Origin of the sequence: Paraburkholderia terrae, assembly GCF_002902925.1 — a bacterium.
Taxonomy (GTDB): Bacteria; Pseudomonadota; Gammaproteobacteria; order Burkholderiales; family Burkholderiaceae; genus Paraburkholderia; species Paraburkholderia terrae.
Genome location: NZ_CP026112.1, coordinates 2348737 through 2368086 on the forward strand (window position 1 = coordinate 2348737; position 19350 = coordinate 2368086).

The 19350-nt window shown below is 60.8% G+C and carries 18 protein-coding genes; 7 read left to right on the top strand and 11 right to left on the bottom strand.

Going from position 1 to position 19350, the window contains the following annotated elements; translation table 11 throughout:
• Positions 1-136: 136 nt before the first annotated feature.
• On the top strand, positions 137-856 hold the full coding sequence (locus C2L65_RS26755; protein ID WP_042307748.1) for a TetR/AcrR family transcriptional regulator: 720 nt from the start codon (positions 137-139) through the stop codon (positions 854-856).
• Positions 857-960: 104 nt separating this feature from the next.
• Here C2L65_RS26755 and C2L65_RS26760 read toward each other — a convergent pair whose 3' ends face one another.
• Positions 961-1503 carry a flavin reductase family protein gene (locus C2L65_RS26760; RefSeq protein WP_042307817.1) on the bottom strand — a complete coding sequence of 181 codons (543 nt, stop codon included), beginning with the start codon at positions 1501-1503 and terminating at the stop codon, positions 961-963.
• Between the two features lie 186 nt (positions 1504-1689).
• Here C2L65_RS26760 and C2L65_RS26765 point away from each other — a divergent pair, with 186 nt between their 5' ends.
• Positions 1690-2412, top strand: coding sequence for a TetR/AcrR family transcriptional regulator (locus tag C2L65_RS26765; protein WP_042307746.1), 723 nt, complete (start codon positions 1690-1692; stop codon positions 2410-2412).
• Between the two features lie 58 nt (positions 2413-2470).
• Here C2L65_RS26765 and C2L65_RS26770 read toward each other — a convergent pair whose 3' ends face one another.
• The 8 genes from C2L65_RS26770 to C2L65_RS26805 form a co-directional block, all read right to left on the bottom strand.
• Positions 2471-2746, bottom strand: a complete 276-nt coding sequence (locus C2L65_RS26770; protein WP_042307744.1) for a DUF4148 domain-containing protein — start codon at positions 2744-2746, stop codon at positions 2471-2473.
• A gap of 429 nt (positions 2747-3175) precedes the next feature.
• Positions 3176-4330 (bottom strand): porin, encoded by a 1155-nt coding sequence (locus tag C2L65_RS26775; RefSeq protein WP_233446551.1) that lies wholly within the window; start codon positions 4328-4330, stop codon positions 3176-3178.
• 235 nt (positions 4331-4565) lie between these two features.
• Positions 4566-5675, bottom strand: a complete 1110-nt coding sequence (locus C2L65_RS26780; protein ID WP_233446552.1) for an ABC transporter permease — start codon at positions 5673-5675, stop codon at positions 4566-4568.
• Entirely contained in the window at positions 5591-8068 is a 2478-nt protein-coding gene (locus tag C2L65_RS26785; protein ID WP_042307739.1) for an ATP-binding cassette domain-containing protein, read from the bottom strand. Before C2L65_RS26785 ends, C2L65_RS26780 begins: the two co-directional genes overlap by 85 nt.
• An 864-nt stretch (positions 8069-8932) precedes the next feature.
• Positions 8933-10042, bottom strand: coding sequence for a Gfo/Idh/MocA family protein (locus C2L65_RS26790; protein ID WP_042307737.1), 1110 nt, complete (start codon positions 10040-10042; stop codon positions 8933-8935).
• Positions 10043-10244: 202 nt separating this feature from the next.
• Complete coding sequence (locus C2L65_RS26795; RefSeq protein WP_042307735.1) at positions 10245-11291, bottom strand: homogentisate 1,2-dioxygenase; 1047 nt, start codon at positions 11289-11291, stop codon at positions 10245-10247.
• A 51-nt stretch (positions 11292-11342) separates the two neighbouring features.
• Entirely contained in the window at positions 11343-12800 is a 1458-nt protein-coding gene (locus tag C2L65_RS26800; RefSeq protein WP_042307733.1) for an NAD-dependent succinate-semialdehyde dehydrogenase, read from the bottom strand.
• An 11-nt stretch (positions 12801-12811) separates the two neighbouring features.
• Positions 12812-13570 carry an SDR family NAD(P)-dependent oxidoreductase gene (locus C2L65_RS26805; RefSeq protein ID WP_042307731.1) on the bottom strand — a complete coding sequence of 253 codons (759 nt, stop codon included), beginning with the start codon at positions 13568-13570 and terminating at the stop codon, positions 12812-12814.
• Between the two features lie 228 nt (positions 13571-13798).
• On the opposite strand from C2L65_RS26805, the gene C2L65_RS26810 reads away from it, so the two are divergent.
• The gene (locus tag C2L65_RS26810) at positions 13799-14530 is read left to right on the top strand and encodes an IclR family transcriptional regulator domain-containing protein (protein ID WP_233446553.1); all 732 of its coding nucleotides are present in this window, start codon (positions 13799-13801) and stop codon (positions 14528-14530) included.
• Between the two features lie 243 nt (positions 14531-14773).
• Here the strand turns inward: C2L65_RS26810 and C2L65_RS26815 are convergent, their stop codons facing one another.
• The gene (locus C2L65_RS26815) at positions 14774-15604 is read right to left on the bottom strand and encodes an IclR family transcriptional regulator domain-containing protein (RefSeq protein ID WP_042307728.1); all 831 of its coding nucleotides are present in this window, start codon (positions 15602-15604) and stop codon (positions 14774-14776) included.
• A gap of 122 nt (positions 15605-15726) precedes the next feature.
• On the opposite strand from C2L65_RS26815, the gene C2L65_RS26820 reads away from it, so the two are divergent.
• Genes C2L65_RS26820 through C2L65_RS26835 form a run of 4 tightly spaced genes read left to right on the top strand, consistent with a single transcriptional unit; the run spans position 15727 to position 18681 of the window.
• Entirely contained in the window at positions 15727-16998 is a 1272-nt protein-coding gene (locus C2L65_RS26820; protein ID WP_042307726.1) for an aromatic ring-hydroxylating dioxygenase subunit alpha, read from the top strand.
• 2 nt (positions 16999-17000) lie between these two features.
• Entirely contained in the window at positions 17001-17471 is a 471-nt protein-coding gene (locus tag C2L65_RS26825) for an aromatic-ring-hydroxylating dioxygenase subunit beta (RefSeq protein ID WP_007745631.1), read from the top strand.
• A complete protein-coding gene (locus C2L65_RS26830) occupies positions 17468-17644 on the top strand; it encodes a hypothetical protein (RefSeq protein ID WP_042307724.1) in 177 nt (58 codons plus the stop codon). Before C2L65_RS26825 ends, C2L65_RS26830 begins: the two co-directional genes overlap by 4 nt.
• Positions 17645-17694: 50 nt before the next feature.
• Positions 17695-18681: a 2Fe-2S iron-sulfur cluster-binding protein gene (locus C2L65_RS26835; protein ID WP_042307723.1), complete on the top strand. Its 987-nt coding sequence runs from the start codon at positions 17695-17697 to the stop codon at positions 18679-18681.
• A gap of 44 nt (positions 18682-18725) precedes the next feature.
• Here C2L65_RS26835 and C2L65_RS26840 read toward each other — a convergent pair whose 3' ends face one another.
• On the bottom strand, positions 18726-19265 hold the full coding sequence (locus tag C2L65_RS26840; RefSeq protein ID WP_042307721.1) for a MarR family winged helix-turn-helix transcriptional regulator: 540 nt from the start codon (positions 19263-19265) through the stop codon (positions 18726-18728).
• Between the last annotated feature and the right edge of the window lie 85 nt (positions 19266-19350).

Consider the following 19350-nt stretch of genomic DNA (forward strand, 5'->3'; position numbering starts at 1 on the left):
GCTTTCACTATAAATTGATGACTTTTCACTCTCAACCAATTTGCGGCCTCGTTCGGGTTACTTCTACCTCGTTTTGTCATCCTGACAAACTGTCATCGGAAACCTGAAAAAAGGCGGACTTAAGGAGATTTGTTTCATGAATCACCGAACCAAGGTCGCGGAAACCAGACGCGCAGCCACACGCCATAAATTGCTGGACGCCGCAATGCGGCTGTTTTCGGACCAGACAGGTCCGACGCCTGTCATCGACGACGTTATCCGGGAAGCAAAAGTTTCGCGCGGCACTTTCTATAACTACTTTGATTCCGTCGACGAGGTGCTTGCCGCCATCAGCCACGAACTGAGCGACCAGATGACCACAAACATTCTTCCTGTCCATGACGCCCTGCTCGAACCGTGGCAGCGCCTGGCTGTGGGATTCCGCCTCTTTATGGTTCGGGCAATGCTAGATCGCAAGTGGGCCGCCTTCGTGACACGCGTAGATGCATGGCAACACAACACACTCGTGGCAAAGCACATTGGATCTGATCTAGAACAGGGCAAGGCACGCGGTCAGTTTTCATTCGACCGTATAGACGTCGCGACCGACTTCATCACGGGCGCATCGGCGTATTGCATTCAGACGATACGTCGTGGGGTTCCGGAGCCCAACCTCTACATGGACGCACAGGTGAGGATGGCGTTGACCTGCGTAGGCTGCGACAGAGAGATTTGCGAGCGAGGTGTCGCGTTATCGTTGTCGCACCTTCAATCGTGGGCGATCAACGAAGGGTTGAGTGCGCCTGCGTGGGCGCAGTATCTGAACACAGATGATGGACAACGGTTTCTGTCTCACACGCCAGTCTCGTATAAATGACGGGCGCTGCCGAGACTCGGCGATGAGACTAGAAAGGATTCGGGAGGTACACGTCCTTCATTCCAGCGCATACGATTGCACAAAAAGACACCCTCTGACGACCACTACCAACCCTCAAGCGAACCATTTGCCGAAACCAGGGGAAGGTGGGTAAGAATCTGTCGATACTTCCCACCGTAGAATACGAGCGGACGTTCATTCTCACCGAACCGGACGTACTCGACCTCTCCGATGTAGAGGAAGTGGTCTCCCGCCGGATGTACATCCACGGTACGCAAGACAAGCTGAGCCAGCGACCCATCCAGGAGGGGAGTTCCTCGCTCATTGGCAAATGGAACCTCCCGTCCATCTTCCGGCCTTCCTCCGAAGTGCATGCTCAGCGGTCTCTGGCTTTCCCCGAGGAAGTTAATCCCATATCGAACGCCGTGCTGCACCCATTGGTTGAAGCGCGAACTGGCTCTAACCGAAACCAGAACCAAAGGAGGATCAAGTGAGACAGACATGAACGCATTGGCGGTCATGCCAGTCGGCACTCCATCCGCCAGATACGTGACCACCGTTACGCCAGTAGCGAAAAGACCCATACATGCGCGAAGCGTCTTTACATCAAAGAGCTTTGGACCATCGGATATAACAGTATTTTCCATCACAAGATCATCCTTCTGGAGTTGACTGATCGAGACACGTATCATTTGCAGACGAGGAAAATATAAGTTGATGAGGTTATCCGGGCAAGATGAACCAACAGATGTACGGGTTTTCTATACTCATTTTTGTCAATATGACGAAATGTCAATTAAGCAAGCGCACTTCCCATAGAGACAGGATAAACAGTGGACCATCAAACCAGGTCATCTGAAAGAAAACGCTTCTTGACGCGCACCCGTTTACTAGACGCAGCAATGCGAGTTTCTGTGCGACGTGGTGGACCGAGGCCAGTGATCGATGACGTCATTCGCGAAGCGAAGGTATCTCGAACCACGTTCTACAACCACTTCACCTCACTGGACGAAGTGATGGCGGCGATTGGAGAAGAGTTGAGCAATCAGATGACCACGGATATTCTGCCCCTCTACAGCGTGCTTGAAGAGCCATGGCAACGCATCTCTGCAGGATTCCGGCTTTTTCTGTTACGTGCCCTTCTGGACCAGACGTGGGCGGCATACGTAACGCGAGTCGACGCGTGGCCTCACGACACATTGGTCGCTCGATACATGGCGCTCGATCTGCGGAATGGAAAAGCGCTAGGTCAGTTTCGCTATGAGCGAATCGACGCGGTCAGCGACTTTTTAAGTGGCGCAACGGCGCATTGTATTCAGGCAGTCATGGAAGGGGTGGACGACCCCAATCCATATATGGACGCCAGCGTTCGCATGGCTTTCGCCGGCCTGGGTTGTTCGGTCGGGCTCAGCGAGAAAGCCGTCGCTTTCTCGCTCGACTATCTTCAGGCTTGGGCGGCAGGCACGACCGGCACACACAAACCGAAGTGGATAGAGAAGATCAATACAGAGGATGGGCAACGCTTTCTGTCATATCAGTTGTCAGCCAAAAGTTGACTGCGCCCCGCTGCCCCCGCCCTAAGTATTTGATCTATTCACGCGGTAGATCCCAGCATTACCGACCGTTCGCTGTTCCGGACGTTCCGTCGACAGCACCACCGTATCCCGAGCCGACTCCCTGAGCTGCAGCATTTTGTGCAGCAACTTTCGCCTGCGCGGCCTGGATGTTTTCTGGGTAATGAACCCAGTCATGCGGATCGTAGCCAGCCTTCTCCAACTGCGCCAATTCGGTGCGCACCTGCGCTCGACTTGCCGGCTGACTGGACTGCGCGAATGACACGACGGGCGCAACAACAAGGGTAGCCAGGACCATCTTGGTGAAAAACTTCATCAGCACTTACCTCAACGATTTATTAGTGGCGAGCTATAGGGAACCTTCTTCGCCACGACCCAAGGCAGTCTATAGGGTAAATATCATTAGGGTAAGTACTGGTTCCGCGAACTCTCTGTTGCACTGGCGTCGCCAATCTCGGCAGCCAATCGCTTTTAGAAGATCAATGCGGTCGATTCAACGAAGTTTGTCCGATGGCTAGATGTTGATTAGTCGTTCTTCCGCCATGGTATTAAACGGCTTGCATGCAACAATGCATGCGCCACAAGTATGAAACTGCAGAATGCACTGCGACAGACCCTGCGCCCGCCTGGATCGATCGCCCGGGAACGCCGCCACATGACAGCTCATGACAGCGTCCCCGAATCGTGACCTCGCGAACGCTGAGCCGGTTGACAGCCGGTCGCGCGTCAAGGTCATCAATTGCACTCAGAAGAAGTGCATGATGCCAAAATAGCCGCCTTGTTGATTGTGGCCAGGTAACGGTTGCGAGTCCGCCGTTTCAACCGGGAACGCCGACGGTTTTCCATTGAACATGGCTCCGACGGTCAGGTAGACGAATGTTCGTTTGGACAGGTTATAGGTGGTGCCGAAGGCAGCAAGATTGCCCGTGCCGCCGCCATGATTTACGTTGCCGTGATACCAGCCAGCCTGCAGTGCGAGAGCGGACGTAGCCTGCCAGGAGGCGCCTAGCCACTCTTGTTGAGCGCGCGTCGCCCCGTAAGGATTAAAGCTATCGGGGACGGTATCCTTACCCGACGAAACGAGTTGCTGATAGCCGGTGTAGAGCTTCACGGGACCCAACTGGTAAGTGACGCCCGCCATGTATTCGCGCGAAGCGGTATAAAGGCCGGAGAACTTTCCGTTGGCGTCACGAAGCTCTTCATACACGCCGTATGCCGCAAAACTCGCGAGGGTATATTGCGCGCTCACACTGAACTGACGGTTACCCTGAAAGTTGCCAGCCTCGTTGCCGAAGCCGTTTTGGACTCTGAACGAGAAGCCAGCCCAATTGGGTGAGTTGTAGGTGATGACGTTCGATCGGGGACCCCACGCGCGCCCGAAGGCAAAGTTGGCGATACCCGTGCCCACCTGTTCGCCCAATGGATCGATATACCAGCCGGTCTCGTCGGTAAGGCTCATGGCCCGTCCGAGCCAGATACTTCCAAAGTTGTCGTAGGACAAGCCGACATACGCGTCGCGCGTAAAAAGCGAATTGGGGAAAATCTCGCCCGTGCCAGAAGTAAAGAGGCTTTCGAGTTTGAAGACGGCATGCAGACCTCCTCCGAGGTCTTCGTCGCCTTTCAGGCCGAACCAGCTGTATCCATATTGATTGCTGCCGAACCTATAATTGTTTTTCGACTGACCATTCGGCGTCGCCACGTTCGTGACAAAATCGAAACCCGCTGCGACGCGTCCATACAGCGTGACGGAGCTCTGCGCATACGTGTTGCAGACACCGCATGCCATCAGCGCTACGCAGGAAATTATCTTTCTCATTTCGTTATCCTTACTATAAAAAAGAGTCTCCAAAAATTGCTTGACGACCTCTGCCGGATCGCTGCAATCGGCTTGCAAAGTCACGTCGGCCGCTCTGATACAACGTTGAACCGGTCAAACGCGTCGTTCTGGGAATCAGCTTCCGCTGGTCTACCGCCAGTCGGAAAGAGGTCGCGTCATCCGAGTGCTCGGGATACAGTTCAACGATGTCTCCAGCCGGCTCTCCGCTCTCAGGTGCCCAGCCCGAAACGAACGCCTTTCGAACCAATACGCCAGGTGCCCGGAAGAGAATGGCGCAGACACCCGTTACTACTTTCCACTATGCGTTTTTTCGAAACGTCCTTACTGCCGACGGCAGATGGCGAACGGTGGTTGCAAGCAGAATCGCGCTGGCCTGAACGAGGAGCTGCGCAGCGGGGCCTGCGCCAAGCGCCAGCACGAGCTGACCGAGTTGCGCCATGAACAGTGCAGCCACGGCACTCGCGACGACACTGCCTCTACCGCCCGTGAACGGCGTGCCACCCACCACCACGGCCGCGACGGCCGGCAGGAGATAGTCGTTACCCGAAGTCTGCGACGCGCTCCCGATGAATCCAGCGAGCAGCACGCCCGCCGCGGAAAAGCAAACGGCGGAGGCGAGGTACGCCCCAATCCTGTACTTCAGCACGTTGACGCCTGCGGCTTCGGCCGCGCGCGGGTTCACTCCCACGGCGATGAACCTGCGCCCTACCGTGGTCTTGCGGGTGATGATCCACGCGGTCGTCACGAACGCGAACGCGAACCAGACGTTGGCCGGAAGCCCAAGGAGCTGCGCGTGGGAGATGGTCTGGATGGTAGTCGGGACGTCAACGGGGACGTTACCGGTCAACGAGCGTGCGCAGCCAATCAGCAGCGCGTTGACGGCAAGCGTCGCCACCAGCGGCGTGATCGCGACCCGCGAGATGAGCGCACCGTTGACGATTCCGACAATCCCGCCGACGCAGACGGTAAACATGACGGCAAGGACGACGGAATTGAACGCGAATCCCGTTCTGGCCATGACAATGCCGGCGAGCGAAACCATACCAATTGCCGACATGTCCAGTCCGCGCTGCTGGATGACCAGCGTTTGACCCGTCGCGACGATCGCAAGAATGCCGGCAAACGGAAGCATGGCCAGGATCGAGCCTCGCGTCATCGTACCGGGCGCGACGATGGAGCTGCACGCGAAGAGCAGGATCAGTCCGACCCAGATCCATGAGAATTCATCAAGCGCTGGCAGCCGTGCCGGCTTTGCTTTTGATTTCGACTTTGAGGGCTCAAGGAATTCCGACATAACTTCCGCCTGATTGTGCATTGCGTTTTTCATTTCGCCACCACCATCTCTCTGCTCTTGGAATAGAGCGCGACTGACGTGAGGATCATCCCGCCCAGGAGGTACGACTGCCACGAGTCCCCGATATCAAGGAACGAGGTCACGACATTCACCTGAATGATCAGGAGCGCACCCAGCAGCGACCCGACAAAGGAGCCGCGTCCGCCAAACAGGCTGGCACCGCCGATCACCACCGCTGCGACGCTTCCGAGCGTGTAGTTGATGCCGGCGTTGGGGTCGCCGGAGCCGACCTGCGCCATCATGGGCACGGCAGCGACGCCCGCAAGGAACGAACACCCCATGTATGCGGCAAGCGCTGTCAGTTGCGGGCGGGCGCCCGACATCCGCGCCGCTTCGGCGCGGGAGCCCACGCCGCGCAGCGTGAGACCGGCCCTCGACTTGAACAACGCGATTTCGAGCACCACGGCAATCACGATTGCCACAATCACGACAATGGGCATGAAGCCGATCTGCGCACCGATCGACTCGACGACGGAATCCGCGATCAAGCCACCGGGAACAGGGCGCAGGAGCAGTGACACCGCCTGAAGCGCCATGTACGTCGCGAGCGTGGCCACCATCGGATGCAACCGGAACGGGACGACCAGCATCCAGTTCACAAATCCGACGGCGAGGGCGACGAGCAACACGATCGCCCATCCGGAGAGCTGATGGCTCAGCGAGGCCCCATCATTCAGGAAGAACGACTGTATGACGACGATCAGCCCCATGAGCGGCCCGACCGAAAGATCGATCCCGCCGACCAGCATGAGCATCTGCTGCCCGTATGCGACGATGGCCAGTGTCGCCACGAGCGCCAGCATGCCGCTGAGGTTTCGCGCAGAAAGGTAGGTCGGATTGACGTGCGCCGCATACATGCCGAGCGCACAGACGGCAACGGCAAGCATCACGAGCGGCGCCCAGTCCCCTGCAGCCCACTTCCAGAGCCCGGAGGTTCCGGAAGCACCCTTCTCGCGCTCAGTCGTTGCCGTCAGAACGGCAGACGTGATGTTGTTCTCGCTGACGGCGTCCTCGCTCAAATCCTTGACGACATGGCCGCGCGAGAAGATGAGCACACGGTCACAGAGTCCCGCCACCTCGTGCGCATCCGACGAAACAACGATCACGGCGGTGCCTGCTGCTGCCGCCTCGCGAAGCACCTTGTAGATTTCCATCCGCGCGCCGATGTCCACGCCTTGCGTCGGCTCGTCGACCAGCAGCACCTTGGGCTGACTGGCAAGCACACTCGCCAGCACGAGCTTCTGCTGGTTACCGCCCGACAGGCTGCGAATAGGCGTGTCGACGGATGGCGTCTTGACAGCGAATCGCGTCACGGCGTCCCTGGCGCGCTTTGCCTCGCTGCGCTGGCTCACCCATCCCTTGATGGAATCGAGTGAGAGACTGCGGATCGAAAAATTCTCACGCACCGACAATTCGCCGAAAATACCCTCGCGATGACGGTCGCCCGGCAGATAACGGATGCCCGAATCGGCGGCAGCCTGCGAGTTGCGAAGCTTCGCGGGCGTGCCGCCCACCGTGACGCTGCCGCGGCTTCGCGTCTGCCCCGCGAGGGCCCGCATGAACTCCCGCTGGCCGTTGCCGTCGATCCCCGCGAGGCCGACAATCTCGCCCTGCCTGACCTGAACCGATATGTCGGTAAAGCCGGCACCACGCAGCTTCGTCACGTCGAGAATGACGCCTGCGCCGCCCTTGTTGCCCTTGGCCGGGAAGTCGCGATCGAGCGCACCGCCAACGATAAGTTCGACGATTTCCTGTTCGCTGAGGCCCGCAGCCTCATACGTGCCCTGGCCCTGACCGTCGCGAAGAACCGTCAGGCGATGCGCAATTCTCTGGACTTCGCGGATCCGGTGCGAGATATAGACGACCGAACAACCCGAAGCCGTTATCTTGCGGATGCGCTCGAACAGACGCTCGACGTCTTCCGTCAACAGATGTTCGGTCGGTTCGTCGAGGACCAGAACCTTGGGCTTTGCAGCCAGCGCTTTGACGATTTCAACGATGAAGCGCTGCTCGGGGCCCAGGCTCACCACGCGCTCATTCGCATCGATTGCAACGTCGCTGCTCCATTGCTTCAGGAGTTCCCGCGCCCATTGCGCAACCTCCATCAGGGACGGACGTTGCTCTGCTGGCACGCCGAGATAAAGGTTTTCCGCTACCGTGAGATCGGGCATGAGCGCCGGTTCCTGCCGCACGATAGCCAACCCCAACCGGCGCGCCTGCTCCGTGTCGCCTCGCGTTTGCGTGCCGTCGATCACGACGCGCCCTTTCTCCGGAACGAGGGCACCGGAGGCGACGGCCATGAGCGTGGACTTGCCTGCCCCGTTCTCGCCGACGAGACCGTGTACCTCGCCCTCGACCACCGAGAATGTCACGTTGTCGAGCGCCCGCACTCCGGGGAATATCTTGGTGACACCATCGACCTGCAGCAGTGTTTTCTGGTCATTCATGATTCGTCTCGAACAATTACTGTGCAAATACTTCCTTGAGCTTGCTGGCAGGAAGCGCGGAAGAGAGATCGTTGCGTGCCGGTCAGCCAGTCCATCAGCGAGTCGAACATATTGATCCTTGATTCCCTTGTTAAATGTTGCTGACCTCATCCACCATTTACACTGTTATGTTGTACGAATTGTGTGGACCAGATTTACTTCTTGCTTGCAGGGGCTACGGGTGGAGGTGAAGGCAATGCAATCCAGCAGTCGAATCGAGGGCTATGCCGGCAGGTAACGCACCGCCCTGCATTCCTCTGTTTATTTATGAACCAGTACCGACACACAAGAGGATCCACGGCAGTTGGTCAACAAGGTGGCATCGACTTGCGGAGCACCATCTGCGCTCCCCGACATATCATTTCAAGTACGATGATGCTATACGCGATCGATTTACATAGAATGATGTGTTTCGGAATGAACAAAGTCAAGCGTCCTGGGGAATCTCCCTACCCATCCCGCATGGCACTCGGATTTCACATGGGTGTCGCCTCAAAGCGGCCGCGACTGCGCACGGCGACGCCACAACTGACTGCGTGACGCGTCGTCGCTGCAATCCGTGATTGGCTGGTTATTCTTGAGCGTGATCCAATGCAAAGAAGGACGAGCCCGCCAGCCGCGGTGACTCGCAGGTCGACGAGCAGATCGGGGACGATCCGCAAGTCGTAACTGGACACGCTAGCGGGATCGGTGCGCGTCGAACGCCAGGGAGGCTACGACCGAAACGGCGACAGTGTTCGTTCTGTCGCCGAGGTCGTGTCTATAACTTATGTGAAGCGCGACGGTTCGCGCTGACGGCGGACAGCTCCACGAGCTGGACGCCGATCAGTCGATCCGCACTCGCATGCGTGTCTGATCGGACCTCTCGATGGCATCAATCACCTTGTGAAGGGCTACCGCGTCATCGAAATCAGGGGCGGTGCTGGTGCCGTGAATCAGGTCTTCGGCCATCTGCCGATAGATGGCAGCCACATTTCGCGCAAAGCCCGTATCCACGAAATCGAAGTCGCGCGACTTCGCCACCTCAACGTCGCGATACCCCTGTTCACCCCTTTGGCCCGCTTCCACGCGCAATGGCGTGATATTGATGACGGGAACCTGGTCATTCGTCGCGGTCATGCGCAAATCGCCAAGCGTTCCGTTGATCTCCCACAGCAGCCGCGTGCCGCGCGGCAGGCCGCCGCGGAGCTCCAGCGACAGTGGCGCGCCCGACTTCAAAACGGCATTGAGCATCACATGGTCGTGTGTTTGCATCGGGATCGAGTCGCCCGTCCCGACGATACGCACGGTCTTGCGTCGCTGCGACACCACGCCCTCCACCTCGTCGACGGGGCCGAGCACGCTTTGCACGGCAGCAAGTGCGTGCCCACCAATGATCGAGAGCATGGTTGCGCCGTTGCGCGCATCCATAGCGTAGGAGTCGCCGCGTGTGACTTCGTCACCCCAGGTGGGACCGCTGCCAAGATAGGTCGACGACAACACGTCTCCCACGTACCCGTTAGCCACCATCTCGCGCACGAGTTCGACCTCGGGTGACGCGGTCGCCTGGGTGCCCACTACGGCCCGGACCTTGCGCTGCCGGGCGAGTTCGGCAAGCTCGATCGCTTCTGCAAGGCCGTTTCCGAGCGGCCATTCACAGTAGACATGCTTGCCCGCCTCCAAAGCCGCAGTGACGACTTCACGATGGTGAGGCACTTTGACAGTTACGGCCACGATGTCGATATCCGGCGATGCCACTAGCGCCGCCACGTTCTCGAACGCGCGCGGAATGCCAAAGGCAGCAGCGGCCGCCTTTGCGCTCGCGAGACTCGTATTGGCCACGCCGGCGGTCTCAAACACGTCGGACAGCGCACGCAGCGCAGGAATATGAGCTGTCGTACCCCAGCCGCGCTCCGTGCTCACACCCACGACACCCACTCGAAAACGATTATTCATTGCATCCTCGAAACCATTGAGTCATGTCTATCCAGGCCGCCACCTGTTGCCAAGGTACGGTCCGAAACGAATCCCGCTCGTGACACGCCATCCGACCTGACTTGCACACCGGCGTGGAGCCCGGCAACGCGTTGGCCTCAGCGCATCGTCCGGGCGTCCGGGCTGTTACGCCTCGGGTACATCACGCGTAACGTCGCGCCGGTCATTTGCCCACACCCGGATGCGGCCGGTATTGGCCCGTTTCCATCAGCTCCGAAGCGGCAAGAGCCTTTGGTGTCCAGCGCAGGGTCGCGCGTGTTTCCAGCAACCAGGCCTGATAGCCCTCGGGAACATCCTCCGACGGGCCGTGGTGGATGACCCCCTTCGGCACACAGGTCAACGTCCCCGGTTCCGTACACCCGCCCCAGGCGCCCGGGCCTCGCACGTAACAGATCACCTCGTCGAAATCGGCGTTGATGTGAACGGGTGGCCGCCCACCCGGACGCGCGCTGAGGTTGAACATCAGCAGGTCGCCCGTGCCCGATGACAGAAACTGGCTGGGCGGCCCGCCCTCGGGCAGGTAGGCGTGAACCTGGATACTGGCCAGATTCAGCTTCCACACCGGGACGGACTCAGACAGGCACACGCCGAGCGCGAGCGGATCTTGCGGCATCGTGAAGACCGTGTTCTCGGGGTCGAGGGTTTTCAGCACCAGCCGCGTCGGGCCGCCGGCGGGCATGGCGGCGTCGACTTCGGCAAATTTCAGATCCCGCGCGACGTTGAGCATGCCGCTTGGCGCAGGCGGCGCGAGCTTCAGGGCCGAAGGGCTCTCAACGATGACGCTTCGCATCGCCTCGCCCGTCGGGGCATACCGGTACGCGACGGAGCGGGGAATGCAGACAAAGTCTCCTTCCGTCGCGGTGAGACAGCCCACGTCCGTTTCGAACCTGACCGTGCCGGACTGGATGAAGTGGATCTCGTCCGCTTCGACATTGCGCACCACATACGGCATGGGCTTGCGCCGTCCCGACACATGCAGCTTGACGCCGAGCCGGGACGTCGCCACGGTGGTCGGGAGGGCCTCGGGGTCGTCGTGATCGTCGGGCGTCAGGCGCTCGAGGACGGCTCGCCGCGGTGCGTGCGGCCCTTGCACGGAAAGATAATCAGGCGCGTAGGTCGTCCGGGTCACCACCGACAGCGCGCCCTGGAACCCGTCACGGCTCCAGAGTTGCACCAGGGGAGGCGCTGCATCATGCGGCTTGTCACTCATTTGTCCACCTCCTTCGCTCTCAAACACGGCCTCCGTCGCCTCGCCTCGTTGTCAGGGCACCCGACTGGCCTGCGACACAAACTTCGTGACGAGGTAGGCATCGAACGTCTCGCTGCCTCCTTCGCTACCCATACCGCTATCCTTCACGCCGCCCAGCGGCGTCTCGGGCAGTGCCAGACCGAAATGGTTGATGCCGACCATCCCGGCCTCGATACGGCCAGCAACGTATTCGGCAGTCGCAATCGAACTGGTGAACACGTACGAAGCCAGGCCATATGGCAGCGCGTTGGCACGTGACAAAGCCTCCTCAGTGCTGCTGAATTTCGTTACCGGCACGACAGGGCCGAACGGTTCCTCGACCATCAGGCGTGCGCTGTCAGGCACGCCGGTGAGGATGGTCGGCGGGAAGAAGTAGCCTGTTTCACCCAGACGGCTTCCACCGCAAACCAGCGATGCGCCACGCTCCTGCGCGTCCGTCACCAGCGCCTGCATCGCTTCCACGCGTCGTTCGTGGGCGAGCGGCCCCATCTGGGTCTGGGGATCGAGGCCGTCCCCTACCCGTAGCGGCGCGTATTCGGCAGCAAAAGCATCCACGAACCGCTCATAGGCTTTTTCGTGTACGAAGAACCGGCTCGGCGCCATGCAAACCTGACCGGCATTGCGTATCTTGGTACGCGCCAGAAAACGCGCTGCCTGTTCAACTTCGGAATCTTCGAACACCAGCACCGGCGAGTGTCCGCCAAGTTCCATCGTCATGCGCTTCATCTGCGCGCTGGCCAGCGACGCCAGTTGTTTGCCGACCGAGATCGAGCCCGTGAACGAAATCTTTCGCACCGCCGGCGCGTTGATGAGATGCCTGGAAACCTCGGACGGCACGCCCCAGACGACGTTGAGGCATCCTGCAGGCAAACCCGCATCGTGGAATATGCGCGCCAGCGCCACCACTGCGCTCGGCGACTCCTCCGGACCCTTGAGTACCACTGTGCAGCCCGCGCCCAGGGCAGCAACCACCTTGCGCAGCGCCAGGTTGAAAGGAAAGTTCCAGGGTGTGAACGCAGCGCAAACACCTATGGGTTCACGGGAGACCGTCTGCTGCACACCCGGCGTGCGCGCCGGGATCACGCGTCCATAAATGCGCCGGCACTCCTCCGCATGCCATTCAGCATGCTCAGCACAGCTTTGTACTTCGTGAATGGCTTCGGCCAACGGCTTGCCCTGGTCGAGCGTAATGTTGCGGGCGATCTGCGGAGCGCGCTCCCGGATCAACGCGGCGACCCGGCGCAGCACCGCTGAACGTTCGATTGCCGGCGTGTACCGCCAAACCTGGAATGCATCGGCCGCTGCGCTCACTGCGTCATCCAGATCCTGGGGCGTAGCGTGCGGCAATCGGGCGAACGCCTTGCCAGTCGCGGGGTTGGTCACATCCTGTTCGGGCCGCCCATCGGCCCTCAGAAAACGGCCACCGATGTAGAGGGCGAGTGCTTCGTATTGTGCGGTTGAGGTGTCCATGGCTGCCTGAGTCAGAGGAATACACTACCGCCGTCGACGGCGAGGGTTTGGCCGGTGACAAAGCCCGCGCCATCACTGACCAGATACGCCAGCGCCGCCACGAGGTCGGCTGGCACCTGATCGCGCTGGATGCAGCGGCCGGTAGTACGGGCGTTTTCACCAATGCGGTCTTGCAGATCAGTCTGCAGCACACCGTCGCTTAGCGTGAAGCCCGGGGCGATCGCATTGACCGTAATGCCGTCCTTAGCCAGTTCCCGCGCAAGCGAGCGCGTGAATGCAATCACGGCTCCCTTGCTTGCTACGTAGTGCGCCATATTCGGCGGCGCCTTCATTGGCACGGTAGAAGCAATGTTGACGACGCGCCCCCGGCCGCTTTGGCGCAGTTGCGGCAACACCGCTTTGGCACAGTTGAATGGGCCCAGCGTGTTCACTTCCATCACCCGCATCCATTCCTGATTGGTGATCTGATCAAACGGTTTGAGCGTCAGTGTGGTAAATAGCGCGGCGTTATTGACCAGGCCATCGATTCCACCGAACGCCGAAACTGCTGCGGCCGCCATAGCAGCGACATCCGCCTCGCTGACGACGTCCGTGCGCACGCCAATGGCTTGATGTCCGGACTCACGAAGCCGTGCCGCGGCCTCTTCGGCGCCACGCAGGTCGGCGATGACGACACGGTGCCCCAGCTGTGCAAGGTGTTCGCTGAAGGCATAGCCAATACCGCTGGCACCGCCGGTGACAATCAGGCTCTTGGGTAATTCAGGTTTCATGGTTTCCTTCGCAAATCAGCAGACTTCTGATAACAATGAGTGAGCCCGGTTTCACGCAGGAACCGCGGGCGCGTTTGCAGGTATTTCGCTACATAGCCGATCACATGTCAAAGATCCCGGCTACAATTTCCGCATACCGGACGTTTGTACGGAATCCGAATTTCGCGAGGGTTTATGACGTCTCAGGCGAGCGGGAAAGAACCACGGGAAAACGAGCCGGAATACGTGATGGGACTCGAAAAAGGGCTGTCCATCATCGAAGCATTCGGTATGAACAAGGGGCCGTTGACACTGACACAGGCGGCAGAGATAACCGGCCATACCAAGGGCTCGGTACGACGCAGTTTGCTGACGCTATGCAAGCTTGGCTATGCCGCGCAGGATGGCCACAGTTTTGTCCTGGCACCGCGCGCGCTGAGACTGGGCTACGCGTATGTCGTCTCAGATCCGCTGGCCAAGGTCGCGCAACCTATCCTTGAGATCACCAGCGAACGCACGCAAGAGGCTGCCTCGATTGCTGTGCTGGATTCGCAGGACGCGGTCTTTGTCGCGCGCTCATCGCATCGACGCAGCCTGTCCAGCGGTTTGGGTGTTGGCTCGCGCCTGCCTGCTTACTGCAGTGCGACAGGGCGCGTTCTGCTGTCGAGCCGGCCAGCCGCTGAGGTGAAATTTATGCTGAACCGAATGGCACGTCCCGCTCTGACGCCTCACACCCGTACTACGACCGGCAGCATCATGAAAGAGATCGAATTCGTGAGCAAACACGGGTACGCGATCATTGATGAAGAACTGGAGATCGGTATTCGCTCGATCGCCGTTCCGATCTGCAACGCACGAGGCGAAATGGTTGCAGCGATGAGCCTTTCCGTGTCGACAAGCCGCATGACGCGCGAAGGCGTAGTGGAACACCTGCTGCCAGAGCTTGAATTCGCACGCCGCCACTTTGCCGCTCTGTTGTAGCGCTCCGCCTCTCTTGCCAGGCCGAAGTTTTCAGTAACCGGCGGCGCACGCGGGCGCGTCTGGACTACCTGTCACTTGCCACCGTTGCGCCGCGGCACTACCCCGTCCGGCCAACTGACTGGCGTGATGCCACGGCGCTGGTTGCGACTGGCACCTGTGCGCCCAAGTGGCGGGCACCATACGTCAGAAAACATCGTTAGTCGGGCGCACACCTCGCGACCGGATGCGCGGATATCAGTCGGCCTATAGCGAGCGTTGCACGCGCCCGGCCGTTTCACGCAGCGTCGGCAAAAAACTTTCTCGCAACGTTTCGATGCTCACGCGCCCTGAAAATACGCTCACGCTCAGCGCCGCCACGATCTCCCCGGCGCTGTTTCTCACCGGCACCGCCATCGCCGACATGCCGATTTCCAACTCCTCGTCGCTGATCGCGTACCCGTCCTCTGCCGCGCGCCGGATAGCCTTCAGCACGCCGTCGAGATTTGCCACGGTGCGATCGGTGAGCCGCTTCATGGGGACGCTTTCGAGGTGCGCGCGCACCTGCTGTTCAGGCAGGCCGCCTAGCAGCACGCGTCCCGTGGCCGAGCAATAGGCGGGCAGGCGGCCACCGAGCTTCACTCCCGTCGACACGATACGGACCGCCTCGGCGCGTGCGATGAACACCGCATAACCCTCGTCCAGCACGGCCAGCGAAACGGACTCCTGTAGCGTGTCGCGCGCACTCGCCAGCAGCGGCTGCGCAATCTGAGGCAGCGACGACGTGCTGAGGTAGGCACCGCCCAGTCGCAGCATGCGCGGCAGCGGCGTGAAGAACTTACCGTCGTGCGCGAGATAGCCAAGCTCGACGAGCGTCAGCAGGCAGCGCCGCGCCGCGGGGCGACTCAGGTCAGCCAGATGCGCCGCATCCGAGACGGTCATGCGCGTGGTGTTCGCACCGAACGCCTCGATGATCGCCAGGCCCTTGGCGAGCCCCGCCATGCCTTCCTTTGCGCGGACATGGCTTGCCCCGGCCTCGTCCTCGACGGGCGACGAGGTGCCGTCCTCCGTATTGACAGGACTTTTGGTGGGTGTCATATTGGTTCTCATATCGAACAATGTACGATATTCGAACACACCCCGGCAGGCTTGTCAACGACAGTCCCGCCTCGGTCCCAGGCAATCGGCATCTGGCAAATGCCTGCTACGGAGTCAGCACCTTGAACATCATCCCCATCCAGCCGGCGCGCCGCGCCAGCATCGAGTGGCCCGCCGAGGGCGTGACGCGCGTGCCCTATGCGCTGTTTCAGAGCGACGAAGTCTATGCGGACGAGCAGCAAGCGATCTTTCGTGGTCCGAACTGGAGTTACCTGTGCCTCGAAGCCGAGGTGCCGAATCCGGGCGACTTCCGCAGCACGTTCGTCGGCGATGCGCCCGTGGTGGTCACGCGTGACGCGGACGGCGAGCTCTATGCATTCGAAAACCGCTGCGCGCATCGTGGCGCGATGGTTTGCCTGGAAGACGAAGGCAACGCGAAGGACTTCAGCTGCGTCTATCACGCCTGGACCTACAACCTGCAGGGTGATCTGCTCGGCGTCGCGTTCCAGGATGGCATCAACGGCCAGGGCGGCATGAAAGAAGGCTTCTGCCTTGGGGATCACGGTTTGCGCAAGCTGCGCGTGGCGACGCTGCACGGTCTCGTGTTCGGCAGCTTCTCCGACGACGTGCCCCCGCTCGACGAATACCTCGGCGAGGAGATCGTCGAACGCGTCGCGCGCGTGCTCGAAAACCGCACGCCCGTCGTGCTCGGCCGCTTCACGCAGATGCTGCCGAACAACTGGAAGCTTTATTTCGAGAACGTCAAGGATTCCTATCACGCCAGCATCCTGCATCTGTTCTTCACGACCTTCCAGTTGAACAAGCTGTCGCAGCGCGGCGGCATCATCGTCGACTCAAACGGCGGCCATCACGTCAGCTATTCAGCCGTCGATCACGCGGCTGAAGCGGCGACGCAGGCGGCCACGAACGACTACGCGGGCCAGAACATCCGCTCGGAGAGCGGCCACCAGCTCGAAGATACTTCAGTGCTCGCGGGCACCGACGAGTTCGGCGACGGCATCACGCTGCAGATTCTTTCGGTGTTTCCGGGCTTCGTGCTGCAGCAGATCCAGAACGCCATCGCGGTGCGCCAGATCCTGCCGCGCGGCGCGCGCCAGACCGAACTGAACTGGATCTATCTCGGCTTCGAAGAGGATACGCCCGAGTTGCGGGAAATGCGTCTGCGCCAGGCGAATCTCGTGGGCCCGGCCGGCTATGTCTCGATGGAAGACGGCTGCGTGGGCGGCTTCGTGCAGCGCGGCATCGACGGCGCAAGCGACGCACGCTCGGTGATCGAGATGGGTGGCGACGGCACGACCAGCAGCGCGAGCCGCGTGACGGAAGCCTCGATTCGCGGCTTCTGGAAGGCCTACCGTAACGCAATGGGATATTGACGATGACGCAGGATATCCATCAACTGATCGCCCGCGCGCAGGCCGAATACGTGCGCTGCATCGACGACGGCGACCTCGGGCAGTGGCCCGGCTTCTTCACCACGTCGTGCGTGTACCGGGTCACGACCGCCGACAACCATCGCCGCGGCCTCGTAGGCAGCATGATCTACGCGGCCTCACACGGGATGCTGGTCGACCGGGTGGCGTCGCTGCGCGACGCCAATATCTATGAACGGCACGCCTACCGCCATGTGCTCGGTCAGCCGTACGTGATCAGCGACGACGGCGCCGAGACGCGCAGCGAAACCTCGTTCATGGTCGCGCGCATCATGCGCGACGGGACCACCGACCTGTTCGCGACGGGCCGCTATTGCGACGTGTATGTGCGCGACGAAGCGGGCGTGCGGTTGCGCGAGCGCGTCGTCGTGTGCGACAGCTCCCGTATCGACACGCTGCTCGCGTTGCCGCTATGACGCCCGCGAACTTGCGCGGACCGGCGCGCGCGATGGAAATGGGCGTGATCTTTTCGAGGGCCGGTCACGGCTCCGGTTTCAGCACCACGGACGAATTGCGCTCGAACCCGGCGCCGCTGCCCGGCATGCGCGGCCTCGTCACGACGGGCACGATGCCGGCGCCTGCCGGCTGATCCACCCGAACTTCGCCCGACACCAGCTGACAATGCATCGAGGTCACATCATGGATTTTCGTATTTCCGTCGCTGACAGCGACATCACCTTCCCGTGCGCGACTGGCGAAACCGTGCTCGACGCGGCCGAACGCGCCGGCTATGCGGTGCCGTACTCGTGCCGCAAGGGCGTCTGCGCGTCCTGCGAAGGACGCCTTGTGGCAGGCGGGGGGCGTTCGCAGGTGCAGGGCGCTGTGGTGGGCCCGGCCGAGCGCACGCTGCTGTGCTGCCTGCGCCCCGACACGGACCTGACGATCGCGCCGCGCCGCATCGAGAAGCGCGACCCCGTCGCGCGCAAAACACTCGATGCCTCCGTGTACCGCATCACCCAGCCGGCCGCCGACGTCAGCATCCTGCAGTTGCGGCTGCCCGCAGGCGTGCGTGCGAAGTTCGGTGCCGGCCAGTATCTGCAGGTCGAGCTGGAGGACGGCACGCGGCGCAACTACTCGATGGCGAATGCGCCGCACGAAAGCGATAGCGTGCAGCTGCACGTGCGCCATGTACCCGGCGGCCGGTTCTCCGAAGGCGTGCTGGGCCGCATCGCGAAAGGCGATAGGTTGCGCATCGAGTTGCCGTTCGGGGAGTTCACGCTGCGCGAAGGGTCGGACAAACCCGCCGTGCTGCTCGCGACAGGCACGGGGTTCGCGCCGGTGAAGTCGATCGTCGAAGACGCGATCAAGCGCAGGCTCGAACGGCCGCTGCATCTGTACTGGGGCGCGCGCCGCGCCGAAGACATCTATCTCGCGGCGCTCGCGCAGAAATGGCACGACAGTGGCCGCGTAAAGTTCGTGCCGGTGCTGTCCGAAGCCGACGAGGCGTGGACGGGACGGCGTGGCTTCGTGCATGAAGCGGTGCTCGAAGACTTCGGCTCGCTCGCGGGATACGAAGTGTACGCATGCGGCAATCCGTCGATGACGAGCGCCGCGCACGACACCTTCGTGAAGGCCGGCTTACCCGAAGACGACTTCTTCAGCGACGCGTTCGTCCATACCGGCTGACGCACCTGATGCGTGTCCACCAGCACCCGACGTTTTCGAAGCCATCAATCCAAGGTCGTATCGTCCTGGGACATCCGGATCAGATTTTTCTCAATCTGGTGTGCGACCTTCCAGAACACCTGCATGTCCCGCGGAGAGATTCCGTCGAGCGAGGCCGAGAACATCTCCGAGAGCTGCGGCAACATGTCGTCGACCAGGCGCCTTCCCTCGTCCTTAAGACTGACGTAATACTTCCTTCTGTCTTTAGGATCTCGAATTCTCTGCACCAGCCCGCGTTTTTCCAGGTTGTCGAGTGCCGGCACCGCGGTCGTCGAGGCAATCCCCACTCGCTTACTTAATTCGAGCTGATTCAACTCGCCGCGCTCGGCGAGTACGCGCAGGTAGTACCAATACGCAATGGCAAGATTTTCTCTATCGAGAATCTTCTGGCCCTGTGCATCATAGAGTCGGCGTACCGTTTTGGCCATCCACGGCACCGTTCGGCCACGCTCATCAAAAAGTTCGGGCGACAGCTTCGCGGCTGCCTCGCCTGGCGGCAAGCGGTCCGAAGTTGCCTTGGCGACACCGGGATTCGACTTGGGCATTTCCTCATTCCTTTATCTAAGGGCGCACGGGGAGATTTCCGGGCCACGAACAGCCGGTACTCTGGGCACCCCATCATGCGGGCGC